The following is a 21607-nucleotide window of genomic DNA, read 5'->3' as shown; positions in this document are numbered from 1 at the left end:
CACCTGATAAGGGTGGCCCGTTTTTTTTTGGAGAGTGAAAGCGCCTGACTCAGTAATCGTCGTCCTTGTCGAAACGCCGTGCCTCGCGCTGCAACTGGTAGACGAAACGCTCGACCTGGCGTTGTACCAGGCCGCTCATGTTGTGGAAACGCACGCCGGCGAAGGTGGTGTTGATCCTTTCTTCGAAATGCAGGTGACGCAACTCCACGGGAGCGGTCATCGGCCCGAAGGGCAGGGCGGCGATAAAACGCTCGTAGACCTGGCCCAACTGCAGGCGGTCGGAGATATCGCCTTCGAAACGCAGCTTGCAACCGCTGGCGGAGATATCCAGCAGCTTGCCGGTGACCGGAGCCTTGAGCTTTTCACCGCTGAGCTCGACATTCACCAGGGCGGTGAGCTTCAAGGCGGCGCGAAACGCATTGCGGCGCTGGTGGTAGACGACTTCCTGGGGGATCGTCCCACGGTAGCAGCCTTCGGTTTCGTCGATGGTCATCGGCTGGGGTTGTTCCCAGGTGATGCGCACGCCCTCGTGGAAACCTTCGACACGGAAAGGCTCGCCTGCCGACAGGAAGCGTTCGCCGTCGCGCGGCATCATTTCGTCCAGGGCCAGGGTGCCGGCCTCCCGGTCGACATCGATCACAAAACTCTGGAAGCGCTGGGTGCGTTCGTGGAACGTGATGATCAACGGGTCATGGCTTTCCTGCAGCATCCGCAGGTTGGCGGCAATTTCCAGAGGTGTGGTTAGCACCTTGGGTGGCTGCGGAGCATCGTCCGCGCTTGGGGCATTGGACACGGTTCATCAATCTCCAGACAAAATACGACTACACGCAAAAGCCAGCATTTTGCCAGCATGTTGCGCGCCTTGGATAGAGCGCGCACCAGTTCGCTTTCAAGCCTGACTGAGTGGGCGAGGCTTCGCAAGCCTGGCGGTCGAGCCGCGGGCATCGTAGAGCGCGGGAGGCTCACCGCCGGTCAGGATCTTCAACTGGTTCGCGGTAGTCGCTTGCTGAACCTGGATGTTGCGTCCGTTGAGCTCGTTGGCTGCCTGGCAATCGGCCAGGAGTCGGGTGAGCACGTCGCTCTGGCTCAGCAGTTCATCGCCCACGCTCGACTGTGCGGCCAGTTGTTCCAGGCCGGCGCGATTGGTGGGCAGATTGAGGCTTGCGAGGATCTGGCTGCGCTTGCGGCCATGCTGTTCCAACAGAATGATCAGCGCTTGCTTGCGCGCCAGAATATCTTCCAGCTCGAACATGTTGCGTCCGTGGAGCGCCAGGGATTCGGCGCGCAGCAACTCAAGCAGGTCTTGAGCTGGAGCAAAATCTTCGGTGATCAGTTGCAGTAGAGTGGTGTCGTGCATGGCTGGCCTTGGGTTTTAAGCGTCCAAAAGCCTGGCGCGGGCCGGAGCCTAGCGCTGGGCTTCGAAGTTGAGCAGTTTGCTGGCTACGCGGTTGCTGTCGACCTTGTAGCTGCCGTCGGCAATTGCCTGCTTCAACTCGGCCACCCGGGCGCTGTTGACCACAGGCTGCTGCTGCAGCTTGTCAGTGACCTTTTGCAACTGCTGAGCCTCATTGCTGAGGTGTACCGATTCCCCGCTCTGGCTGACCGAGTCGGCCTGGCTGTTGACGGACGCGGACTTGCCGGCACTGTCGGCTTCCTTGCTGGCGCTGCTGCGCGTGCTGCCTGTCAGTGACGGGGCGTTATTCAAACGACTGAAATCGATGACCATGATAAAAAAACCTCTGGGTATTTGGACGCTTGCCTTGTTTTCGGCCATACCCGGAAAAACTTTAGGCTCATCTGAGAATGAGTCTGCACGTGTCGGCTGTATCCCTGTCTGGGGCACAGTTTAGGAAAAGTGGCGACTTCGCGCCAGTTATCTACAAGGCCACTTTTCTCTTCATAAAGCTACCTCTACCTGCCCGGGCGCGGTGACACGGGCTTTGATGACACGTTGCGAGTTGAGGTTCTTGATGCGGATCTGTTCGTTGAGCCCGCCATTGGACAGGGCTTCTCCCGGCATCTTCACTACCAGGCCACCGCTCGTCGCACTGATCACCACCTGGTCGCCCTTGCGGACCACTTCGGCCTGTTCCAGATGCACCAGGGTGATGACCTGATCCATGACCATTGGTCGGACAAGTTTCTGCCCGATGGCCTGGTCGGGCGAAGTCAGGAAGCCCTGGTTGATCAGGCTGATATCCCGCTCACGCAGCGCCACGTCACCCGGTTCGATGATGCCGGCACGCTTGAGCGGGCGGGTGGTCACCACCACGTCGCGGAACAGCTTGACCTGGGCCGGTACGAACACGGTCCAGGGCGAGGTGCCCTCGCAGCGGATTTTCACGGTGACCCGGCCAATCGGCGTCGCGGGGCTCTCCAGGCTGGCTGTCAATTCCTTGTCGCAGGCGGCCATGCGCAGGCGCGGATCCAGTTGATTGACCTGGATTTCATAACGACCTTCGGTTTGACTGGTAGCCAGGTAGTCTTCTACGGTGAACTCAAGAAAGCCTTGGGTCACGCCGATAAGCTGATCAGGCAGGGTCGCCGATTCCGCAAGGGCAGGGCCGCTGGGGTTCAGACAGCATAAAGCCGACAAAACCCAGAGCAATCTGCGGTACTGTGATGTCAGGCGTCGAAAAAATGTCGTTTGTGCTTTCATAACAGTATAAAAAGCAAGGCCCGTGCCGTTTACTCTTGAATGTGCATCGGATCTGAAGCTTTGGTGAGAGGGGTCAGGCATGGCTGGTGTGATGGATTCGGTGAACCAGCGTACGCAACTGGTCGGGCAGAATCGCCTTGAACTGCTGTTGTTCCGTCTCGACGGCCAGCAGTTGTATGGAATCAACGTCTTCAAGGTACGCGAGGTGCTGCAATGCCCCAAGCTGACTCTGATGCCGAAGTCCAATCCGGTGGTGTGCGGTGTGGCGAATATTCGTGGGGCAACCATCCCGATCCTCGATCTGGCGATGGCCACGGGCTCCGGTGCACTCAAGGACCAGAGTAATCCGTTTGTGATCATTACGGAGTACAACACCAAGACCCAGGGGTTCCTGGTGAAGTCGGTGGAGCGCATCGTCAACATGAACTGGGAAGAGATCCATCCGCCGCCCAAGGGCACCGGGCGCGATCACTACCTGACGGCAGTGACGCGAATCGACAACCAGTTGGTGGAGATCATCGACGTCGAGAAGATCCTGGCCGAGGTCTCGCCCACGTCCGAGTCGATTTCCCTCGGTGTGGTCGATGTCGAGACCCAGAGCAAGGCGGTGTCGTTGCGGGTGCTGACGGTCGATGACTCGTCGGTGGCGCGCAAGCAGGTCACGCGCTGCCTGCAGACGGTCGGTGTCGAGGTGGTGGCGTTGAACGACGGCCGACAGGCGCTGGATTACCTGCGCAAGCTGGTCGACGAGGGCAAGAAGCCGGAAGAAGAGTTCCTGATGATGATTTCCGACATCGAAATGCCCGAAATGGACGGCTATACCCTTACAGCGGAGATCCGCAACGATCCTCGCATGCAAAAGTTGCATATCATCCTGCATACTTCCTTGTCGGGTGTCTTCAATCAGGCGATGGTGAAGAAGGTCGGTGCTGATGACTTCCTCGCCAAGTTCCGTCCTGATGACCTGGCATCCCGGGTGGTTGACCGGATCAAGGCAGCAGAATAACGGCCGGGGGCTTTCGTCCCCGGCGGTACAGACGATTTAAGAGGCGGCATCATTGTCTACGGGTAATTTGGATTTCGAACAGTTCCGGGTCTTCCTGGAAAAGGCCTGTGGCATTCTGCTCGGTGAAAACAAGCAATATCTGGTTTCCAGCCGTCTCAACAAACTGATGGAACAGCAAGGCATCAAGTCTCTGGGCGAGTTGGTCCAGAAGATCCAGGCCCAGCCGCGCAGCGGTTTGCGCGAGCAGGTGGTGGATGCCATGACCACCAACGAAACCCTGTGGTTTCGCGACACCTATCCGTTTGAAGTGCTCAAGGGCAAGGTATTGCCGGAAGCGATCAAGGCCAGTCCCGGACAGCGCCTGCGTATCTGGTCGGCTGCCTGTTCGTCGGGGCAGGAACCCTATTCGATCTCGATGTCGATCGACGAGTTCGAGCGGACCAACATGGGCCAGTTGAAGGCGGGCGCGCAGATCGTCGCCACCGACCTGTCGGGGCTGATGCTGACCAACTGCAAGACGGGGGAGTACGACAGCCTGGCCATCGGTCGTGGCTTGTCCCCCGAGCGCCTGCAGCGTTACTTCGATCCGAAAGGGCCGGGCCGCTGGGCGGTCAAGGCGCCGATCAAGAGCCGGGTCGAGTTCCGTTCGTTCAACCTGCTGGACAGCTACGCCAGCCTGGGCAAGTTCGACATCGTGTTCTGCCGTAACGTGCTGATCTACTTCTCCGCCGAGGTGAAGAAGGACATCCTCATGCGTATTCACGGGACCCTCAAGCCGGGCGGCTATCTGTTCCTCGGTGCCTCCGAGGCCCTGAACGGCCTGCCGGACCATTACCAGATGGTGCAATGCAGTCCTGGAATCATCTACCAGGCCAAGTAGGCAACAGGTCCAACGCAGAAAAGGGAGCCCCGGGGGCTCCCTTTTTTTTGCCACTTTTCTTGCCGCCCGCCTTGCCGCTTTGCTGACGCGCGGCGGAAATGCTTTGCCGCTTTTCTGGCATTGCCGCTGTCTGCCACCCCGCAAAGCCTTGATTTACGGCCTTTGAGGAATTGGCATGGGGCTTGCTATAGCTCTGTCAACGAAAAGCCTGTTTCAACGATCAGGTCAACTCTTGAAGGTTTCCCGACATGAGCATCAGCTTCGATAAAGCGCTCGGTATCCATGAGAAAGCCCTGGGCTTCCGCGCCCAACGTGCCGAAGTGCTGGCCAACAACATCGCCAACGCCGACACCCCGAACTACAAGGCTCGGGACATGGACTTTTCCTCGGTGCTCGCCGAGCAGAGCGAAAAGGCCAAGAACGGCACCTTCGCCCTCAACACCACCAACAGCCGTCATATCGAAGCCCAGGGCCTGAGCGATGGCGATGCGGCGTTGCAATACCGCACGCCGATGCAGCCGTCGATCGACCAGAACACCGTGGATGCGCAGATCGAGCAATCGAACTATGCACAGAACGCGGTCGACTTCCAGGCCAGCTTCACCCTGCTCAACAGTAAATTCAAAGGGCTGGTATCAGCCCTGCGTGGAGAGTAAGCCATGTCCCTCGCCAGCGTTTTCAACATTGCCGGTAGCGGCATGAGTGCCCAGACCACTCGCCTGAACACCGTCGCCAGTAACATCGCCAACGCCGAGACCGTCTCGTCGAGCATCGACAAGACCTACCGTGCACGCCACCCGGTGTTCGCCACCATGTTCCAGAACGGCCAGAGCGGCGGCAGCGATTCGTTGTTCCAGAACCAGGACGCGGCCGGTCAGGGCGTTCAGGTGATGGGCGTGGTCGAGGACCAGAGCAACCTGGAAGCCCGCTACGAACCGAACCATCCGGCGGCCGACGCCAAGGGTTATGTCTACTACCCGAACGTCAACGTGGTCGAGGAAATGGCCGACATGATCTCTGCCAGCCGCTCGTTCCAGACCAACGCGGAAATGATGAACACCGCCAAGACCATGATGCAGAAGGTTCTGACCCTGGGTCAGTGATAAGGGGCGACAGCCATGAGTGTTTCCGATTCCACCAGCGGTCCCAGCCTCAACGACATCATCAACGCCTCCAACCAGAAGGTGGCGAATAACAGCAACACCGATCCCCTGGGCAACGCCATCGGCGGTGCCACCGGCGGGCAGACCCTGGGCAAGGACGCGTTCCTGAAATTGCTGGTGACCCAGCTCAAGAACCAGAACCCGCTGGATCCCCAGGACAACAGTGCCTTCGTCGCCCAGCTGGCCCAGTTCAGCAGCCTGGAAGGCATTACCACGCTCAACACCAGCGTGAACAACATCGCCGGCGCCTTCCAGTCGTCCCAGGCCCTGCAGGCCTCGTCGCTGGTCGGCCGCTCGGTCATCGTGCCGACCGACAAGGCCGTGGTCGATACCAGCAAGCCGTTTACCGGCACGGTGACGATCCCGAGTTCCGTGGACAACCTGACCCTGAAGATCACCGACTCCACCGGCAAGGTGGTCAGGACCATCGACATGGGCAGCCAGAAAGCCGGCAACGCCGCTTTCGCCTGGGACGGCAAGGACGATTCGGGCACCCTGCTGGCCAACGGTACCTACACCTTCAACGCCACCTCGCAGATCGACAGCAAGGCGACCGCCATGGTCACCAACCTGCCGGCGACCGTCAGCAGCGTGAGCCTGGGTCAGAACGGCGGCGAAATGATGCTTAACCTGGCGGGCCTGGGCAGCATTGCTCTGTCCAAAGTCCAGACCATTGGCCTGTAAGAGCCGACCAACGCGAAACAAAGGAGTGAGTTATGTCTTTTAATATCGGTTTGAGCGGTCTCAATGCGGCCCAGAAACAGCTCGACGTAACCGGCAACAACATTGCCAACGTCAACACCACCGGCTTCAAATCCTCCCGCGCGGAATTCGAGGACGTCTACTCGGCGACCAAGCTGGGTGTGGCCGCCAAGACCATCGGTAACGGTGTGAACCTGGCCAACGTTTCGCAGAACTTCGGCAACGGTGGCATGACCGCCACCGGCAACGCGCTGGACATGGGTATCCAGGGCAACGGTTTCTTCACCCTGAGCAGCAACGGTTCGCTGAGCTATACCCGTGCCGGTACCTTCAAGACCGACAAGGACGGCTACATCACCAACTCCGACGGTACTGCCCGCCTGCAAGGTTTTGCCGCCGACTCCAAGGGCAATATCATTCCGGGCGTACTGACCGACCTGCGCATCGACGTATCGAACCTGCCACCGCAGACCAGCACCACGGTGGGTGCGACGATCAACCTCGATTCGAAGTCGCCGGTGATCAACCAGGCAACCACGCCGTTCGACCCGTCGAACCAGGCGAGCTACACCAAGCCGTTCAGCTCCGATATCTATGACACCCAGGGTAACAAGCACTCGCTGGACCAGTATGTGGTCAAGACCGGCGCCAATACCTGGAACGTCTACACACTGATCGACGGGCGCAACCCGAATGGCACGGCGGCTACCGTTCCGACCGTTCCACCTACCGTTCCGCCTGCCGCGACCGACCCTGTACCAGTGCCAATGGTCTTTGACTCCTCGGGCAAGTTGACCAGTATTGCGGGTACCGCCGGCAAGACCAGCATCACCATCACCGGTTGGGTTCCTGGCGTGGTGACCAATGGCGTGTGGGCGGCCAACGGCGCGGGCGCCAACCCGGCTGGTATCGTCAGCGACTGGACCAAGACTACCCAGTTCAACGCCGATACTTCCCGTGCCAACATCATCAGCGATGGCTATGCCACCGGCCAGATCACCGATATCAGCATCGACGGCACCGGTACCATTTTCGCCAACTTCAGCAACAACCAGCACAAGGCTATCGGCCAGGTCGCGGTGGCGAGCTTCACCAACGAGCAGGGCCTGCAGCCGAAAGGCGGCACCAGCTGGGTGCAGACCTTTGCTTCGGGCCAACCCGCCTACGACGGTGGTCAGGTCGGTACCAACGGTTCGATCGTTTCCGGCAACCTGGAAGGCTCCAACGTCGACCTGACCAGCGAGCTGGTGGACCTGATCAAGGGCCAGAGCTACTACCAGGCCAACGCCAAGACCATCTCCACCCAGAGCACCATCATGCAGACCATCATCCAGATGACCTGATAATGGCTGGCTGAAGACGCTCCACCAGAAAAGCCCCTTGATCGGGGCTTTTTTGTGCCTGGCTGTCGCACTCGGCATTCTGGGCTGGCTGTTTATCGTAGGAGCCGGCTTGCTGGCGATAGCGGTGTCTCAGGCAGCCCATCTGCTAGATGTCCTATCTCAATCGCCAGCACGCCAGCCCCCCTCCACACACATCGGTCATCCGTGTCAGCTGGGAGTCGCGCGCTCCATTCGCCAGGCAAAAGAAAACCCCCGCCAGACCCGGGGTCTGACGAGGGCTTTCGGGTTCGCGCCCGAAGGCGCTTGCCCGCTCAGCTTATTGGCAAGCTTCGCAATCCGGCTCGTCGATGGCACAGGCCTTTGGTACGGGGGCCGGACCGGCTGGGGCCGATACGGTCGGTGCGGCCAGGACCGAATCGTCACCGTGGTTGCCGCCGCTGGAAACAGCGTTCAGCTTGCCGGTGTTGATGGTCGACTTCTCGGTGCTGGTCGCGGCCAGGGCACGGAGGTAGTAGGTGGTCTTCAGGCCACGGTACCAGGCCATGCGGTAGGTCACGTCGAGCTTCTTGCCCGAAGCGCCGGCGATGTACAGGTTCAACGACTGGGCCTGGTCGATCCACTTCTGGCGACGGCTGGCGGCATCGACGATCCACTTGGTTTCCACTTCGAATGCAGTCGCGTAGAGCTCCTTGAGTTCTTGCGGGATGCGTTCGATCTGCTGCACGGAACCGTCGTAGTACTTCAGGTCGTTGATCATGACCGAGTCCCACAGGCCACGCGCCTTCAGGTCGCGAACCAGGTACGGGTTGATCACGGTGAATTCGCCCGACAGGTTCGATTTCACGTACAGGTTCTGGTAGGTCGGTTCGATCGACTGCGATACGCCGGTGATGTTGGCGATGGTCGCGGTCGGTGCGATGGCCATGATGTTGGAGTTACGAATACCTTTCTGCACGCGGGCACGGACCGGGGCCCAGTCCAGGCTTTCGTTCAGGTCGACATCGATGTACTTCTGGCCACGGGCTTCGATCAGGATCTGTTGCGAATCCAGCGGCAGGATGCCCTTGGACCACAGCGAACCCTGGAACGTCTCGTAGGCGCCGCGCTCGTCGGCCAGGTCGCAGGAAGCCTGGATCGCGTAGTAGCTGACCGCTTCCATGGACTTGTCGGCGAACTCGACGGCAGCGTCGGAACCGTAGGCGATGTGCTGCAGGTACAGCGCGTCCTGGAAGCCCATGATGCCGAGACCGACCGGACGGTGCTTGAAGTTGGAGTTCTTCGCCTGAGGCACCGAGTAGTAGTTGATGTCGATCACGTTATCGAGCATGCGTACGGCGGTGTTCACGGTGCGCTGCAGCTTGGCGGTGTCCAACTGGCCGTTGACGATGTGGTTCGGCAGGTTGATCGAGCCCAGGTTGCAGACGGCGATTTCGTCCTTGTTGGTGTTCAGGGTGATCTCGGTGCACAGGTTCGAGCTGTGGACCACGCCCACGTGCTGCTGCGGGCTGCGCAGGTTGCACGGGTCCTTGAAGGTCAGCCATGGGTGGCCGGTCTCGAACAGCATGGACAGCATCTTGCGCCACAGGTCCTTGGCCTGGACGACCTTGAACAGCTTGATCTTGTTGTACTCGGTCAGGGCTTCGTAGTACTCGTAGCGCTCTTCGAAGGCCTTGCCGGTCAGGTCGTGCAGGTCCGGCACTTCCGATGGCGAGAACAGGGTCCACTTGCCGTCATCGAAGACGCGCTTCATGAACAGGTCGGGGATCCAGTTGGCGGTGTTCATGTCGTGGGTACGACGACGGTCGTCGCCGGTGTTCTTGCGCAGCTCGATGAACTCTTCGATGTCCATGTGCCAGGTTTCCAGGTAGGCACAGACCGCGCCCTTGCGCTTGCCGCCCTGGTTGACCGCCACGGCGGTGTCGTTGACCACTTTCAGGAACGGCACGACGCCCTGGGACTTGCCGTTGGTGCCCTTGATGTACGAGCCCAGTGCGCGCACCGGAGTCCAGTCGTTGCCCAGGCCGCCGGCGAATTTCGACAGCATGGCGTTGTCGTGGATCGCGCCGTAGATGCCCGACAGGTCGTCCGGCACGGTGGTCAGGTAGCAGCTCGACAGCTGTGGACGCAGGGTACCGGCGTTGAACAGGGTCGGGGTCGAAGCCATGTAGTCGAAGGACGACAACAGGTTGTAGAACTCGATGGCGCGGTCTTCACGCTGCTTCTCTTCGATCGCCAGGCCCATGGCCACGCGCATGAAGAAGATCTGCGGCAGTTCGAAACGGATACCGTCCTTGTGGATGAAGTAACGGTCGTACAGGGTCTGCAGGCCCAGGTAGGTGAACTGCTGGTCGCGCTCGTGGTTGATCGCCTTGCCCAGTTTTTCCAGGTCGAACTCGGCCAGGACCGGGTTCAGCAGTTCGAACTCGATACCCTTGGCGACATAGGCTGGCAGGGCCTTGGCGTACAGGTCGGCCATCTCGTGGTGGGTGGCGCTCTCGGCCACGGCGAGGAAGCTCAGGCCTTCGGCGCGCAGGGTGTCCATCAGCAGGCGGGCGGTGACGAACGAGTAGTTCGGCTCGCGTTCCACCAGGGTGCGGGCGGTCATCACCAGGGCGGTGTTGACGTCCTTCAGGGCCACGCCATCGTAGAGGTTCTTCAGGGTTTCGCGCTGGATCAGGTCGCCGTCGACTTCTTCCAGGCCTTCGCAGGCTTCGCTGACGATGGTGTTCAGGCGGCCCATGTCCAGGGGCGCGACACTGCCGTCGGCGCGAGTGATACGGATCGACGGGTGGGCGTTGACCGGCTCTTCGGCCGGCGAACGGGTGGCGCGCTCCTTGGCGCGCGAGTCACGGTAGATCACGTAGTCGCGCGCGACTTTCTGTTCGCCGGCGCGCATCAGGGCCAGTTCGACCTGGTCCTGGATTTCCTCGATGTGGATGGTGCCGCCCGAAGGCATGCGCCGCTTGAAGGTCGCGGTGACCTGTTCGGTCAGGCGCGCGACGGTGTCGTGAATACGCGACGAGGCAGCGGCGGTACCGCCTTCAACTGCAAGAAACGCTTTGGTGATGGCGACGGTGATCTTGTCATCGGTGTAAGGAACGACAGTGCCGTTACGCTTGATCACACGCAGTTGGCCCGGCGCGGTAGCAGACAGATCCAGGTTCGAATCGGAAGCCTGCGGCACGGTGCCCTGCGGGTTCTCGCGAGTTGTGTCGGTTTGCATGGGTGTCTCCACGTTCTTTATGTTTGTTTGGGCACCACGAAGGTGCCCACCGTTCCGTCCTGAAGCACTACAACCGACGAGCGTCGTCGGGCATAACCACTTCGGGACAGGAGGAAGGGGGCTGTGGGCGCCGCTTCCTTGCCGAAGTTTCACTGGCGGCGGGCCATGGCCCGCTGCCGAATTCCTGGTGGGTGACAGTCATGTACTGCAACACCCGTACCGTTTTCCCGCGCAGAAGGGGAAAAACGGCTGCCATCCGCACGCGCGGTTTGGTCTTCTGAAAATCTGTTTAGTTCAACCCTACGGAAGCAAGAAAAGAGCTTGAGTTTCCCGTCCGAAATGTGTTTGGGTTTTTTGACGGAAAACCCTACATCTAGGGTTTTTTTGCCGCCGGGCTACAAGATAATGCGTTTTTGGGGGCGATTGCAACGTGCTACCTGTGGATAAATCTGTGCGTAATTTGTGTATGAAAGCCTGAAAGCGCGTGTAGGCCACGGCAGCACTGGACCGGACCGTTTGTCACTGTTTTTTACCGCCCGGACAGGGCCGGGACGGATTTTTGCGGGCGCGAACCCTATCACAGAAAATACCCATCACCGAGTGCAAATCCTGGCGTGTGTGCTATTGCCGCACCGTTGCTACAATCGGCCGATCGCATGCTTTCACTCTCCGCTCCCATCATGACAAAAAGACGAGCGGACCCTTTCCCAACCGAGATTTGCAAGCAGAGGTAATCCGTGGAGCAAGAGGCCTGGCAGGTATTGATAGTCGAGGATGACGAGCGTCTGGCCGAGCTGACCCGCGAGTACCTTGAAGGCAATGGCCTGCGGGTCTCCATCGAAGGCAACGGCGCCCTGGCGGCCGAGCGGATCGTGCGCGAGCAGCCGGACCTGGTGATCCTCGACCTGATGCTTCCCGGCGAGGATGGCCTGAGTATCTGCCGCAAGGTCCGCGATGCGTATGACGGCGTGATCCTGATGCTCACGGCGCGCACCGATGACCTCGATCAGATCCAGGGCCTGGACCTGGGCGCCGACGACTATGTGTGCAAACCCGTGCGTCCGCGCCTGCTGCTGGCGCGCATCCAGGCCTTGCTGCGGCGCAGCGAGCCGGTTGACGTCGCCCCCCAGCAGGTACGGCGCCTGCAGTTCGGACCGTTGGTGATCGATGAGGCCTTGCGCGAAGCCTGGCTGAACGAGGCGGGTATCGAGCTGACCAGCGCCGAATTCGACCTGCTCTGGCTGCTGGTGGCCAACGCCGGGCGGATTCTCTCCCGGGAAGAGATCTTCACTGCCCTGCGGGGGATCGGCTATGACGGCCAGGACCGCTCCATCGATGTGCGCATCTCGCGCATCCGCCCGAAGATCGGCGACGACCCCGAGCATCCGCGGCTGATCAAGACCATTCGCAGCAAGGGCTACCTGTTCGTGCCCGAAGCGGCGGCAGACCTGGCGCCGTGAATTCGATCTTCCTGCGCATCTACGGTGGCATGTGCGCCGCCCTGGTGCTGGTGGCATTGCTCGGGGTGCTGGCGCTGCACCTGCTCAACGAAGTGCGTGGCGAGCAGTACCGCGAGCGGTTGGCCCACGGTACTTTTTCGCTGATGGCCGACAACCTGCAACCCATGGCCGATATCGAGCGGCGCCGGGCCCTGGCGGTCTGGGAGCGGCTGCTGGGGATTCCGCTGTCGCTGCAATCGATCGGCGAGGCCCACCTCGACCTCGGCCAGCGGACCCGGGTGCTGCGGGGCCAGGCCCTGGTGGTCCAGAGCGGACCCTATGCGGCGCGGGTCTACCGCCTGGTCAGTGACGAGCAGCAGTTGCTGTTGGCCGGGGATGTCCAGCAGATCAGCGAACAGCTGGCGCGGGCGACCATCTACCTGCTGGCCGATGAGCTGGTGCGTTATCCGGTGGCCGAGCAGCCGGCCCGGCTGGCCGCGCTGAAACATGACAAGGGCTTCGGTTTCGACATGCGCCTGGTCACCCTCGAACAGGCCGACATGGACGAGGACCAGCGGCGGCGTATCACCGAAGGCGATACGGTCATGGCGCTGGGCAAGGGCGGCGACTCGATCCGGGTGTTTGCCGGCGTGGCGGGAACCCCCTGGGTCCTGGAAATCGGTCCGCTGTACCAGATGAACCCGTATCCGCCCCAGTGGCTGGTGCTGATCGCCGTGCTGGGACTGAGCCTGATCGGCCTGATCGTCTACCTGCTGGTCCGTCAGTTGGAGCGCCGCCTGCGAGGCCTGGCCTCGGCTGCCACGCGGCTCGCCCAGGGCAGCCTGGAGACGCGGGTGCCGGCCGGTGGGGCGGACTCCATCGGACGCCTGGCCGGTGCCTTCAATGACATGGCCGAGCACTTGCAGCGCTCCTTGATGATCCAGCGCGAACTGGTGCGGGCGGTGTCCCATGAGCTGCGCACACCGGTTGCACGCCTGCGTTTCGGCCTGGAGATGATCGGCGACGCGACCACCGCGCAGGCCCGCGCCAAATACATGGAAGGCATGGACAACGATATCCAGGACCTCGACCGCCTGGTGGACGAGATGCTGACCTATGCGCGGCTGGAGCAGGGTTCTCCGGCGTTGAACTTCCAGCGGATCGATCTCGATGCCCTGGTCAACCAGGTGATCGGCGAACTGGCACCGCTGCGGGCGGATGTGCGGGTTTCGCGGGGTATCTGCCTGTCGGCGGCCGATTGTGACGATGCCTGGGTCGAGGCGGAGCCGCGTTACCTGCATCGAGCCTTGCAGAACCTGGTGAGCAACGCCATGCGCCATGCCCAGTCGCACGTGACCATCAGTTATCAGGTCGGCCAGTTGCGCTGTCGGGTGGATGTCGAGGATGACGGTCCCGGCGTACCGGAAAGTGCCTGGGAACGCATCTTCACGCCGTTCATGCGCCTGGACGACAGCCGTACGCGGGCTTCGGGCGGCCATGGCCTGGGGCTGTCCATCGTGCGACGGATCATTCATTGGCACGACGGTCGTGCCCTGATCGGCAAGAGCAAGAGCCTGGGCGGAGCCTGCTTCAGCCTCAGTTGGCCGCGCCACCAGGAGAAGTAGGCGGCGGGTCTCAGGCCGGGATACTGACCAGGCTCAGCAGGTGCCCGTCCTGGAGCGCGAACTGCGCCTGCAGCTCGACGCCCTGGCACCATTCGCCGGACAGGTCGGTCAGCAGGCGCAGGCGCACATGGCCTTGCTCGTCCCATTCCAGTACTTCGGCGTGCTCGAAATAGAAGCGTTTGTGCACCAGCGGGTAGAGCGCCTTGAACAGGCTTTCCTTGACGGAAAAGGTCAGGGTCACCAGCAGGGCGATCTGCTGCGCGGGAGTCGCGGCCATGCGCTGCAGTTCGCCAGGGGTGAGGATTTCCCCCGCCAGGCGTTCGGCGCGCTCGTGGGACAGCAGGTTTTCCAGGTCCATCCCCAGGCCGCGCCAGTGTCGCTTGTCGGCGACGATGGCAGCCGCGCGACCGCTGCTGTGGGTGATCGAACCGCAGGCATGACCGGGCCAGATGGGGGCGCGGTCTTCGCCGATCGGCGGCACGCAGTCGGTGCCGTCCAGTTGCAACAGGGCGGCGCGGGCACAGAGGCGTCCGGCGAGAAATTCGGCCTGGCGCTTGGCCACCGAGCGCTGGATGCTCGCCGGTGCTTCTATCCGGCTGCGCTGGAAGTCGTCCGCGGCCAGGTGGCCCGGGTTGAAGTGGGTGCCGAGCAGCACGCTGTGAGGCACGGCCAGCGGTAGTGGCCAATGTTCGTCGAGCGGTGTGCAGCAGGCGGGAAGAGCGGGGAGCGGGTTCATACCGGGCATTTTGCCGGGTCCGGCCCGGGCTGGGTAGGGGCCAATCCGATTCAGGTCCGGTTCAGCCTGTGTTCAGGGGGAGTTCAGGGCCACTTGGGTACTCTGTATCGGTGATGATGCGCCGGGTCTGCAGCCGCTGGTTTGCCGTATCTTTTACGAAACACTTTGGCCGAACTGAGTTACCGTTATCGGTGAGGCGATGCCCGGATCGTTGGAGAGCGTTATGAAGTTGCTGGTGGTAGAAGATGAGGCGCTGTTGCGCCATCACTTGCAGACCCGATTGACCGACAGTGGCCATGTGGTCGAGTCGGTCGGCAATGCCGAAGAGGCGTTGTACCAGACCGAACAGTTCAACCATGACCTGGCGGTGATCGACCTTGGCCTGCCGGGAATGGGCGGCCTGGACCTGATCCGCCAGTTGCGTGCGCGCGGCAAGGTGTTCCCGATCCTGATCCTGACCGCCCGCGGCAACTGGCAGGACAAGGTCGAGGGCCTGGCCGCCGGCGCCGACGACTATGTGGTCAAGCCTTTCCAGTTCGAGGAACTGGAGGCCCGGATGAATGCCCTGCTGCGTCGTTCCAGCGGCTTCACCCAATCGACGATCACCGCCGGGCCGCTGCTGCTGGACCTCAATCGCAAGCAGGCGTCCCTCGAGGACCAGCCCCTGGCCCTGACCGCCTACGAATACCGGATCCTCGAATACCTGATGCGCCATCACCAGCAGGTGGTCGCCAAGGACCGCCTGATGGAGCAGCTGTACCCGGACGACGACGAGCGTGATCCGAACGTGATCGAAGTGCTGGTCGGACGCCTGCGGCGCAAGCTGGAAGGTCCGGTGGGCTTCAAGCCGATCGATACCGTGCGTGGCCTGGGCTATCTGTTCAACGAGCGCTGCCGGTGATTCGTTCGCTACGGGTGCGGCTGATGCTGGCCGCCACGACCCTGGCGATTCTATTCATGCTGGCGCTGTTGCCGGCGATGCAGGGGGCTTTCAGCCTGGCATTGCAGGACTCCATCGAGCAACGCCTGGCCTCGGATGTCACCACGCTGATTTCCGCGGCGCGGGTGGACAACAAGAAGCAGCTGCAGATGCCCGAGCTGTTGCCCGACGAACAGTTCAACCTGCCGGACAGTCGCCTGCTCGGCTACATCTTCGACCGCGACGGTCGGCTGGTCTGGCGCTCACGGGCCACCCAGGAAGAAAACATCAACTACAAGCCGCGTTATGACGGGCGCGGCAACGAGTTCGCGAAGATTCGCGAGGACAATGGCCACGAATTCTTTGTCTATGATGTCGAGGTCAAGCTGCTCGGTGGCAAGAGCGCGGCCTACAGTTTTGTCGCCCTGCAACCGATGCGCGAATACAAGATGACCCTCGCCGGTTTGCGCGAGAAGCTCTACCTGGGCTTCGGCGCGGCGCTGTCGGTGCTGTTGGCGTTGCTCTGGATCGGCCTGACCTGGGGCTTGCGGGCACTGCGGCGCCTGAGCCAGGAGCTGGACCAGATTGAAAGCGGCGAACTGCAGAGCCTCAGTGAAGAGCACCCGCGCGAACTGCTGCGCCTGACCGGTTCCCTCAACCGCCTGCTGCACAGCGAGCGCGAGCAGCGCAGCCGCTACCGCGACTCCCTGGATGACCTGGCCCACAGCCTGAAGACCCCGCTGGCGGTCTTGCAGGGCGTTAGCGAAGGCATGGCCCAGCGCCCGCAGGATCGCGACCAGGCGTGGATCCTGCAAAGCCAGATCGAACGCATGAACCAGCAGATCAGCTACCAGTTGCAGCGTGCCAGCCTGCGCAAGAGCGGCCTGGTCCGGCACCAGGTCGAGTTGCGGCCGGTACTCGAAAGCCTGTGCAACACCCTGGACAAGGTCTATCGCGACAAGCAGGTCCGGGTGGACATCGATGTGCCCGAGTTCAGCCATGTGCCGATCGAGCAGGGCGCCTTGCTGGAATTGCTCGGGAACCTGCTGGAAAACGCCTATCGCTTGTGCCTGAGCCAGATCCGCATCAGCCTGCGGCGTGGCTTGCAGGGCATCGAAGTGTATGTCGAGGATGACGGCCCCGGCGTTCCTCCGGACCAGCGCGCACGGATTCTCAAGCGCGGCGAGCGCCTGGACCGCCAGCATCCCGGGCAGGGCATCGGCCTGGCGGTGGTCAAGGACATCATCGAAAGCTACGACGCCGAACTGACCCTGGGCGATTCATCCCTGGGCGGCGCGTCGTTCCGTATCCACTTCCCTGCGCTTTGACGCCCTACGACTCCCGGGCACGATAGGCGCCCGGGGTCAGTCCGGTCCACTTCTTGAACGCCCGGTGGAACGCCGAAGGTTCGGAAAAGCCCAACTGCTCGGCGATCTGTTGCAATGACAGCTCGCTGCGTCCCAGGTGGTAGATGGCGATATCCCGCCGCAGCTGATCCTTGAGTTCCTGGAAGCTCGTGCCTTCCTCGCGCAGATGCCGGCGCAGGGTCTGTGCGCTGATGTGCAGGTGCTGGGCCACGGCGTCCAGGTCGGGCCAGCGACTGGCGTCGCGGCTGAGCAGGCGGCGCAACTGGCTGCTCAGGCTGTCGCCGTCGTCGGGGCGGGCCAGCAGGTCGGCCGGGGCCCGGCCGAGAAACTGCTTGAGAGTCCGCTCATCCTGCAACAACGGCATGCCCAGGTAGCGGCTGGCGAACAGCAGGCTGGTGTGCGTCGCCGAAAATTCCAGGGTGCAGGGAAACAGCAGGTCGTACTCGTTGGCGTGTTCGGGGCGCGGGTACTCGAACGTGGCCTGTTCCAGGCGGATGCGCTGGCCGATCAACCAGCTTCCGAGGCGATGCCAGATCACCAGCAGGCATTCACAGAGAAAATGATCCGGGTCCCACAGGTTCGAGGTATCGAGGATCAGGCGGGCCTTGTCGCCTTCGCGGACCAGGCTCAGGCGCGGCGCGTCGGGAAACAGCCCGTAGAACAGCAACCCGCGGTTCAAGGCCTTTTCCAGGTTGGTGCAATGGATCAGCGAGTGGCACATCATGGCGAATGTGCCACGCTGGCAGCGGCTCTGGCCGAAGCCCAGGTACTCGTCGTCCAGTTCCAGCCACAGGCCTTGCAGCAGTTGGGTGAACTGTTCGGGCGCCAGGCGCGCCTTCGGTTCGCTCAAGAGTTCGGGAGCGATCCCCAGCCGTTGCAGCAGGCCCGAACAGGCGTGACCCCGCCGCCGCGCGCCTTCCAGGGCGGCGTGGGCAAAATGGCTGGCGATGCTGCGTTCTCGCATGGGGCAGTCCCGTCCGTTGAATGGCGGATCTTAGCCAGGGATGTCCGCCATGAACAAGGCGGATATCCGCCAATATCGACGGCTGCCGGTGGTGGAAGGGCGGAAATCCGCCATCTATGCTGTAAGGGCTGGCTGACAGAAAATCCGTGAAGGGCTGATGGCTAAAGGCTTTGTCGGAGTTTTCCGAAAGTGGCACGGGCTTTGCGATAGGCGAGAGGTCTGCCCCACGCAGTTCGACAAACAACAAATCCCTCCAGCGCAGGAGGGTTCGTGCTTCAGGTTGTGCATCTGTCAGATGGATGACAGCTGTGTGATCTCTTGAGGAACTTTGCAATGACGACTCGTCAGCCACTGTACAAATCCCTGTATTTCCAGGTAGTCGTAGCGATCGCTATCGGCATCCTGCTCGGCCACTTCTACCCACAGACCGGCGTGGCCCTCAAGCCACTGGGTGACGGCTTCATCAAGCTGATCAAGATGGTCATCGCCCCGATCATTTTCTGCACCGTGGTCAGCGGCATCGCTGGCATGCAAAGCATGAAATCGGTCGGCAAGACCGGCGGCTACGCCCTGCTGTACTTCGAAATCGTTTCGACCATCGCGCTGCTGATCGGTCTGGTCGTGGTCAACGTGATCCAGCCGGGCAACGGCATGCACATCGACGTCGCCACCCTGGATGCCTCGAAAGTCGCTGCCTACGTTTCCGCTGGCGCAGACCAGAGCATCGTCGGCTTCATCTTGAACGTGATCCCGGCCACCATCGTCGGCGCGTTCGCCAACGGCGACATCCTGCAAGTGCTGATGTTCTCGGTGATCTTCGGTTTCGCCCTGCATCGCCTGGGTGCCTACGGCAAGCCGGTGCTGGACTTCATCGATCGTTTCGCCCACGTGATGTTCAACATCATCAACATGATCATGAAACTGGCGCCACTGGGTGCGCTGGGTGCCATGGCCTTCACCATCGGTGCCTACGGCGTGGGTTCCCTGGTGCAACTCGGCCAGCTGATGATCTGCTTCTACATCACCTGCATCCTGTTCGTGGTGGTCGTGCTGGGCGCCATCTGCCGCGCACACGGCTTCAGCGTCCTGAAGCTGGTTCGCTACATCCGTGAAGAGCTGCTGATCGTACTGGGTACTTCCTCGTCGGAATCGGCCCTGCCACGCATGCTGATCAAGATGGAGCGCCTGGGTGCGAAGAAGTCGGTAGTCGGCCTGGTGATTCCAACCGGTTACTCCTTCAACCTCGACGGCACCTCGATCTACCTGACCATGGCGGCCGTGTTCATCGCCCAGGCGACCGACACCCACATGGACATCACCCACCAGATCACCCTGCTGCTGGTGCTGCTGCTGTCCTCCAAGGGCGCTGCGGGCGTGACCGGTAGTGGTTTCATCGTTCTGGCCGCCACCCTGTCCGCCGTCGGCCACCTGCCGGTTGCCGGCCTGGCGCTGATCCTCGGTATCGACCGCTTCATGTCCGAAGCCCGCGCGCTGACCAACCTGGTCGGTAACGCCGTGGCGACCGTGGTCGTGGCCAAGTGGGTCAAGGAGCTGGACGAAGACAAGCTGCACGCGGAACTGGCTTCCGGCGGTCGCGGCATTGAAGACGAGCGTGTACTGGACGACCTGGGCGTGGCCGAAGGCCAGGCGCCAAGCGTCAAGTAAGATCGCCTGCTGAATGAAAAAACCCATCTTCGGATGGGTTTTTTCATGCCTGCGCAAAATGCCCATTGAGCGTTTGCGTCAGGACCGCTGAGCGTTGCGGTGATTGCCCACCGGCGATGGGCTGCCTACTCTGGAACTCATCGACCTGGATTACGGAGCGCCCATGCAAGGTCCGCTGGCATCATTGAAGGTTCTGGATTTCTCGACATTGCTCCCGGGGCCGTTCGCCTCGTTGCTGCTGGCGGACATGGGCGCCGAAGTGCTGCGTATCGAATCGCCCAGCCGCCTGGACCTGCTGCGGGTGCTGCCGCCCCATGACCAGGGCACTTCCGCCGCCCATGCCTACCTCAATCGCAACAAGCGCAGCCTGGCCCTGGACCTGAAGCAGCCCGAGGCCGTGGCGATCGTGCATCAACTGGTGCGCGAGTACGACATCCTGCTGGAGCAGTTCCGTCCCGGGGTCATGGACCGGTTGGGCCTGGGTTATGAAACCCTGAAGACCATCAATCCACGCCTGATCCATGTGGCGATCACCGGCTACGGCCAGACCGGCCCCTACCGCGACCGCGCCGGGCATGATCTCAACTACCTGGCGCTGTCGGGGCTGGCCAGCTACACCGGGCGCCAGGACGCCGGGCCGTTGCCGCTGGCCATGCAGGTGGCGGATGTGGCGGGAGGCTCGCTGCACGGTGTGATCGGCCTGCTGGCGGCGGTGATCGCCCGGCAGCAGACGGGACTCGGGCAATATGTCGACGTCAGCATGACCGATTGCGCGTTCAGCCTGAATGCCTTGTCCGGCGCCGGTTTCCTGGCCTGTGGCGTGGAGCCCGGACGCGAGGAGCAGATGCTCAATGGCGGCAGTTTCTATGACTACTATCGCAGTCGCGAGGGCCGCTGGTTTGCCGTGGGCAGCCTGGAGCCGAATTTCATGCGCTCGTTATGTACCGCGCTGGGGCGTCCGGAGTTGATTCACCGGGGCTTGTCCTCGGATCCCGTGCAGCAACGCCAGCTCAAGCAGGAGCTGCAGATAGAGTTCGAAAAGCACGACTACGACGCGTTGTGCGCGTTGTTTGCCGCGACCGATGCCTGTGTCGAACCGGTTCTCGGCCTGGCCGAGGCGGTCGGGCATCCGCAGTTGAAGGCCCGTGAAGTGGTGGTCCAGGTGCCCCGCGGCGATGGCGGCAGCCAGGCGCAGATCGCCTGTCCGCTGAAGTTTTCCGAGGGGCTGCCTGAGCCCCGGCATATCGGCGCACGGCTGAGCGAGCATCGCGAAGAGGTATTGCGAGAGCTGGGCTACAGCCCGGAGCGGATTGCCCAACTGTGCGCCTCGGGTGTGATTGGCTGAGCACGATTGCAGGCGCCGGTGTACGTCCCCGGCTTACTCGGTGCGGGTCTCGCCGGTGAACACCAGCGTATGTCGGCAACGCCGGCACAGGTAGCGTCGGCCCTGGCTCACCAGTCGATGGCGCTGGGCCGAGAACGGGAAGTCGCTGTCGGCACAGGGGCAGCGATAGATATAGCGTGTCACGTTGCGCCGCTGGACTTCATAGGTATGGCAACGGTTGGGCGGCAGCTCATAGACCCCGCGCATGATCAGTTGCCATTCCTCGCCATGGGGCTGGATGCGTTCGCCGAACAGTTGGTGGGCGATCAGGTGCGCGACTTCGTGAGGCACGGTCTGGCGCAGGAAGTCTTCGCTGTTCTCCCGGTACAGTTGCGGATTGAAGCGCAGCAGGTTTTCGTGCAGGTGCGCGACACCGGCTTTCTGGCCGCGCAGCTTGAGGCTGACGATCGGGCGTTTGAAAGGTCGTTTGAAAAAGGATTCGGCTTGTTGGAAACAGTCTTCGACGCGGGTGTTGAGTTGCTCGGGCATGCTGTACGTCTCTCCAGAGACGTCGAGTATGCCGCAAACCCCG

At 61.8% G+C, this 21607-nt stretch carries 20 protein-coding genes; 12 read left to right on the top strand and 8 right to left on the bottom strand.

Annotated features, from left to right (window positions below; genetic code table 11):
* Positions 1-49: 49 nt before the first annotated feature.
* The 4 genes from KI243_RS25205 to flgA all read right to left on the bottom strand — a co-directional run bounded on the left by KI243_RS25205 (position 50) and on the right by flgA (position 2659).
* The gene (locus tag KI243_RS25205) at positions 50-793 is read right to left on the bottom strand and encodes a flagellar brake protein (RefSeq protein WP_042934498.1); all 744 of its coding nucleotides are present in this window, start codon (positions 791-793) and stop codon (positions 50-52) included.
* 96 nt (positions 794-889) lie between these two features.
* Positions 890-1357 (bottom strand): flagellar protein FlgN, encoded by a 468-nt coding sequence (locus KI243_RS25200; protein WP_017124029.1) that lies wholly within the window; start codon positions 1355-1357, stop codon positions 890-892.
* Positions 1358-1405: 48 nt separating this feature from the next.
* Positions 1406-1726 (bottom strand): flagellar biosynthesis anti-sigma factor FlgM, encoded by a 321-nt coding sequence (gene flgM / locus KI243_RS25195; protein ID WP_017124028.1) that lies wholly within the window; start codon positions 1724-1726, stop codon positions 1406-1408.
* A 171-nt stretch (positions 1727-1897) separates the two neighbouring features.
* Positions 1898-2659 carry a flagellar basal body P-ring formation chaperone FlgA gene (flgA, locus tag KI243_RS25190; RefSeq protein WP_042934496.1) on the bottom strand — a complete coding sequence of 254 codons (762 nt, stop codon included), beginning with the start codon at positions 2657-2659 and terminating at the stop codon, positions 1898-1900.
* Positions 2660-2738: 79 nt separating this feature from the next.
* Between flgA and KI243_RS25185 the strand changes: the two genes are divergently transcribed.
* From KI243_RS25185 to flgE, 6 genes are all read left to right on the top strand, one after another.
* Positions 2739-3665, top strand: a complete 927-nt coding sequence (locus KI243_RS25185) for a chemotaxis protein CheV (RefSeq protein ID WP_042934495.1) — start codon at positions 2739-2741, stop codon at positions 3663-3665.
* 52 nt (positions 3666-3717) lie between these two features.
* Positions 3718-4545: a protein-glutamate O-methyltransferase CheR gene (gene cheR, locus KI243_RS25180; protein WP_042934494.1), complete on the top strand. Its 828-nt coding sequence runs from the start codon at positions 3718-3720 to the stop codon at positions 4543-4545.
* A gap of 248 nt (positions 4546-4793) precedes the next feature.
* Positions 4794-5201 carry a flagellar basal body rod protein FlgB gene (gene flgB / locus KI243_RS25175; RefSeq protein WP_017124024.1) on the top strand — a complete coding sequence of 136 codons (408 nt, stop codon included), beginning with the start codon at positions 4794-4796 and terminating at the stop codon, positions 5199-5201.
* 3 nt (positions 5202-5204) lie between these two features.
* Positions 5205-5648 (top strand): flagellar basal body rod protein FlgC, encoded by a 444-nt coding sequence (gene flgC / locus KI243_RS25170; protein WP_017124023.1) that lies wholly within the window; start codon positions 5205-5207, stop codon positions 5646-5648.
* A gap of 15 nt (positions 5649-5663) precedes the next feature.
* A complete protein-coding gene (gene flgD, locus KI243_RS25165; protein ID WP_017124022.1) occupies positions 5664-6392 on the top strand; it encodes a flagellar hook assembly protein FlgD in 729 nt (242 codons plus the stop codon).
* Between the two features lie 32 nt (positions 6393-6424).
* Positions 6425-7753 carry a flagellar hook protein FlgE gene (gene flgE, locus KI243_RS25160; RefSeq protein ID WP_212810033.1) on the top strand — a complete coding sequence of 443 codons (1329 nt, stop codon included), beginning with the start codon at positions 6425-6427 and terminating at the stop codon, positions 7751-7753.
* Between the two features lie 316 nt (positions 7754-8069).
* Here flgE and KI243_RS25155 read toward each other — a convergent pair whose 3' ends face one another.
* Positions 8070-10976 carry a ribonucleoside-diphosphate reductase subunit alpha gene (locus tag KI243_RS25155; RefSeq protein WP_103032550.1) on the bottom strand — a complete coding sequence of 969 codons (2907 nt, stop codon included), beginning with the start codon at positions 10974-10976 and terminating at the stop codon, positions 8070-8072.
* Between the two features lie 737 nt (positions 10977-11713).
* Here KI243_RS25155 and KI243_RS25150 point away from each other — a divergent pair.
* Entirely contained in the window at positions 11714-12436 is a 723-nt protein-coding gene (locus tag KI243_RS25150) for a winged helix-turn-helix domain-containing protein (RefSeq protein WP_177088127.1), read from the top strand.
* Positions 12433-14040 (top strand): ATP-binding protein, encoded by a 1608-nt coding sequence (locus KI243_RS25145; protein WP_017124018.1) that lies wholly within the window; start codon positions 12433-12435, stop codon positions 14038-14040. The genes KI243_RS25150 and KI243_RS25145 overlap by 4 nt, the downstream gene beginning before the upstream one ends.
* A 10-nt stretch (positions 14041-14050) precedes the next feature.
* Here the strand turns inward: KI243_RS25145 and KI243_RS25140 are convergent, their stop codons facing one another.
* Positions 14051-14776, bottom strand: a complete 726-nt coding sequence (locus KI243_RS25140) for a 4'-phosphopantetheinyl transferase superfamily protein (RefSeq protein WP_042934499.1) — start codon at positions 14774-14776, stop codon at positions 14051-14053.
* Between the two features lie 223 nt (positions 14777-14999).
* On the opposite strand from KI243_RS25140, the gene KI243_RS25135 reads away from it, so the two are divergent.
* Positions 15000-15677, top strand: coding sequence for a response regulator (locus tag KI243_RS25135; RefSeq protein WP_017124016.1), 678 nt, complete (start codon positions 15000-15002; stop codon positions 15675-15677).
* Positions 15674-17023 carry an ATP-binding protein gene (locus KI243_RS25130; protein WP_017124015.1) on the top strand — a complete coding sequence of 450 codons (1350 nt, stop codon included), beginning with the start codon at positions 15674-15676 and terminating at the stop codon, positions 17021-17023. The genes KI243_RS25135 and KI243_RS25130 overlap by 4 nt, the downstream gene beginning before the upstream one ends.
* A gap of 4 nt (positions 17024-17027) precedes the next feature.
* Here KI243_RS25130 and KI243_RS25125 read toward each other — a convergent pair whose 3' ends face one another.
* Positions 17028-18026, bottom strand: a complete 999-nt coding sequence (locus KI243_RS25125) for an AraC family transcriptional regulator (RefSeq protein WP_103032549.1) — start codon at positions 18024-18026, stop codon at positions 17028-17030.
* 333 nt (positions 18027-18359) lie between these two features.
* On the opposite strand from KI243_RS25125, the gene KI243_RS25120 reads away from it, so the two are divergent.
* Positions 18360-19691, top strand: coding sequence for a dicarboxylate/amino acid:cation symporter (locus KI243_RS25120; protein WP_017124013.1), 1332 nt, complete (start codon positions 18360-18362; stop codon positions 19689-19691).
* Between the two features lie 163 nt (positions 19692-19854).
* Positions 19855-21036, top strand: coding sequence for a CaiB/BaiF CoA-transferase family protein (locus KI243_RS25115; protein ID WP_212810032.1), 1182 nt, complete (start codon positions 19855-19857; stop codon positions 21034-21036).
* A gap of 33 nt (positions 21037-21069) precedes the next feature.
* On the opposite strand, the gene KI243_RS25110 is transcribed toward KI243_RS25115, so the two are convergent.
* On the bottom strand, positions 21070-21564 hold the full coding sequence (locus KI243_RS25110) for a SprT family zinc-dependent metalloprotease (protein ID WP_017124011.1): 495 nt from the start codon (positions 21562-21564) through the stop codon (positions 21070-21072).
* Positions 21565-21607: the final 43 nt, after the last annotated feature.

It is taken from the genome of Pseudomonas sp. Ost2, assembly GCF_018326065.1.
Taxonomy (GTDB): Bacteria; Pseudomonadota; Gammaproteobacteria; order Pseudomonadales; family Pseudomonadaceae; genus Aquipseudomonas; species Aquipseudomonas gingeri.
This window is presented reverse-complemented; position numbering and strand designations above follow the sequence as displayed.

Excerpts from the sequence above, each read along its gene's own strand:
- KI243_RS25185 (WP_042934495.1), top strand. The coding sequence starts at position 2,739 with ATGGCTGGTGTGATGGATTCGGTGAACCAGCGTACGCAACTGGTCGGG.
- KI243_RS25140 (WP_042934499.1), bottom strand. The coding sequence starts at position 14,776 with ATGAACCCGCTCCCCGCTCTTCCCGCCTGCTGCACACCGCTCGACGAA.
- flgA (WP_042934496.1), bottom strand. The coding sequence starts at position 2,659 with ATGAAAGCACAAACGACATTTTTTCGACGCCTGACATCACAGTACCGC.
- flgM (WP_017124028.1), bottom strand. The coding sequence starts at position 1,726 with ATGGTCATCGATTTCAGTCGTTTGAATAACGCCCCGTCACTGACAGGC.
- flgD (WP_017124022.1), top strand. The coding sequence starts at position 5,664 with ATGAGTGTTTCCGATTCCACCAGCGGTCCCAGCCTCAACGACATCATC.
- KI243_RS25115 (WP_212810032.1), top strand. The coding sequence starts at position 19,855 with ATGCAAGGTCCGCTGGCATCATTGAAGGTTCTGGATTTCTCGACATTG.
- KI243_RS25125 (WP_103032549.1), bottom strand. The coding sequence starts at position 18,026 with ATGCGAGAACGCAGCATCGCCAGCCATTTTGCCCACGCCGCCCTGGAA.
- KI243_RS25110 (WP_017124011.1), bottom strand. The coding sequence starts at position 21,564 with ATGCCCGAGCAACTCAACACCCGCGTCGAAGACTGTTTCCAACAAGCC.
- KI243_RS25135 (WP_017124016.1), top strand. The coding sequence starts at position 15,000 with ATGAAGTTGCTGGTGGTAGAAGATGAGGCGCTGTTGCGCCATCACTTG.
- KI243_RS25120 (WP_017124013.1), top strand. The coding sequence starts at position 18,360 with ATGACGACTCGTCAGCCACTGTACAAATCCCTGTATTTCCAGGTAGTC.
- flgE (WP_212810033.1), top strand. The coding sequence starts at position 6,425 with ATGTCTTTTAATATCGGTTTGAGCGGTCTCAATGCGGCCCAGAAACAG.
- KI243_RS25200 (WP_017124029.1), bottom strand. The coding sequence starts at position 1,357 with ATGCACGACACCACTCTACTGCAACTGATCACCGAAGATTTTGCTCCA.
- flgC (WP_017124023.1), top strand. The coding sequence starts at position 5,205 with ATGTCCCTCGCCAGCGTTTTCAACATTGCCGGTAGCGGCATGAGTGCC.
- flgB (WP_017124024.1), top strand. The coding sequence starts at position 4,794 with ATGAGCATCAGCTTCGATAAAGCGCTCGGTATCCATGAGAAAGCCCTG.
- KI243_RS25155 (WP_103032550.1), bottom strand. The coding sequence starts at position 10,976 with ATGCAAACCGACACAACTCGCGAGAACCCGCAGGGCACCGTGCCGCAG.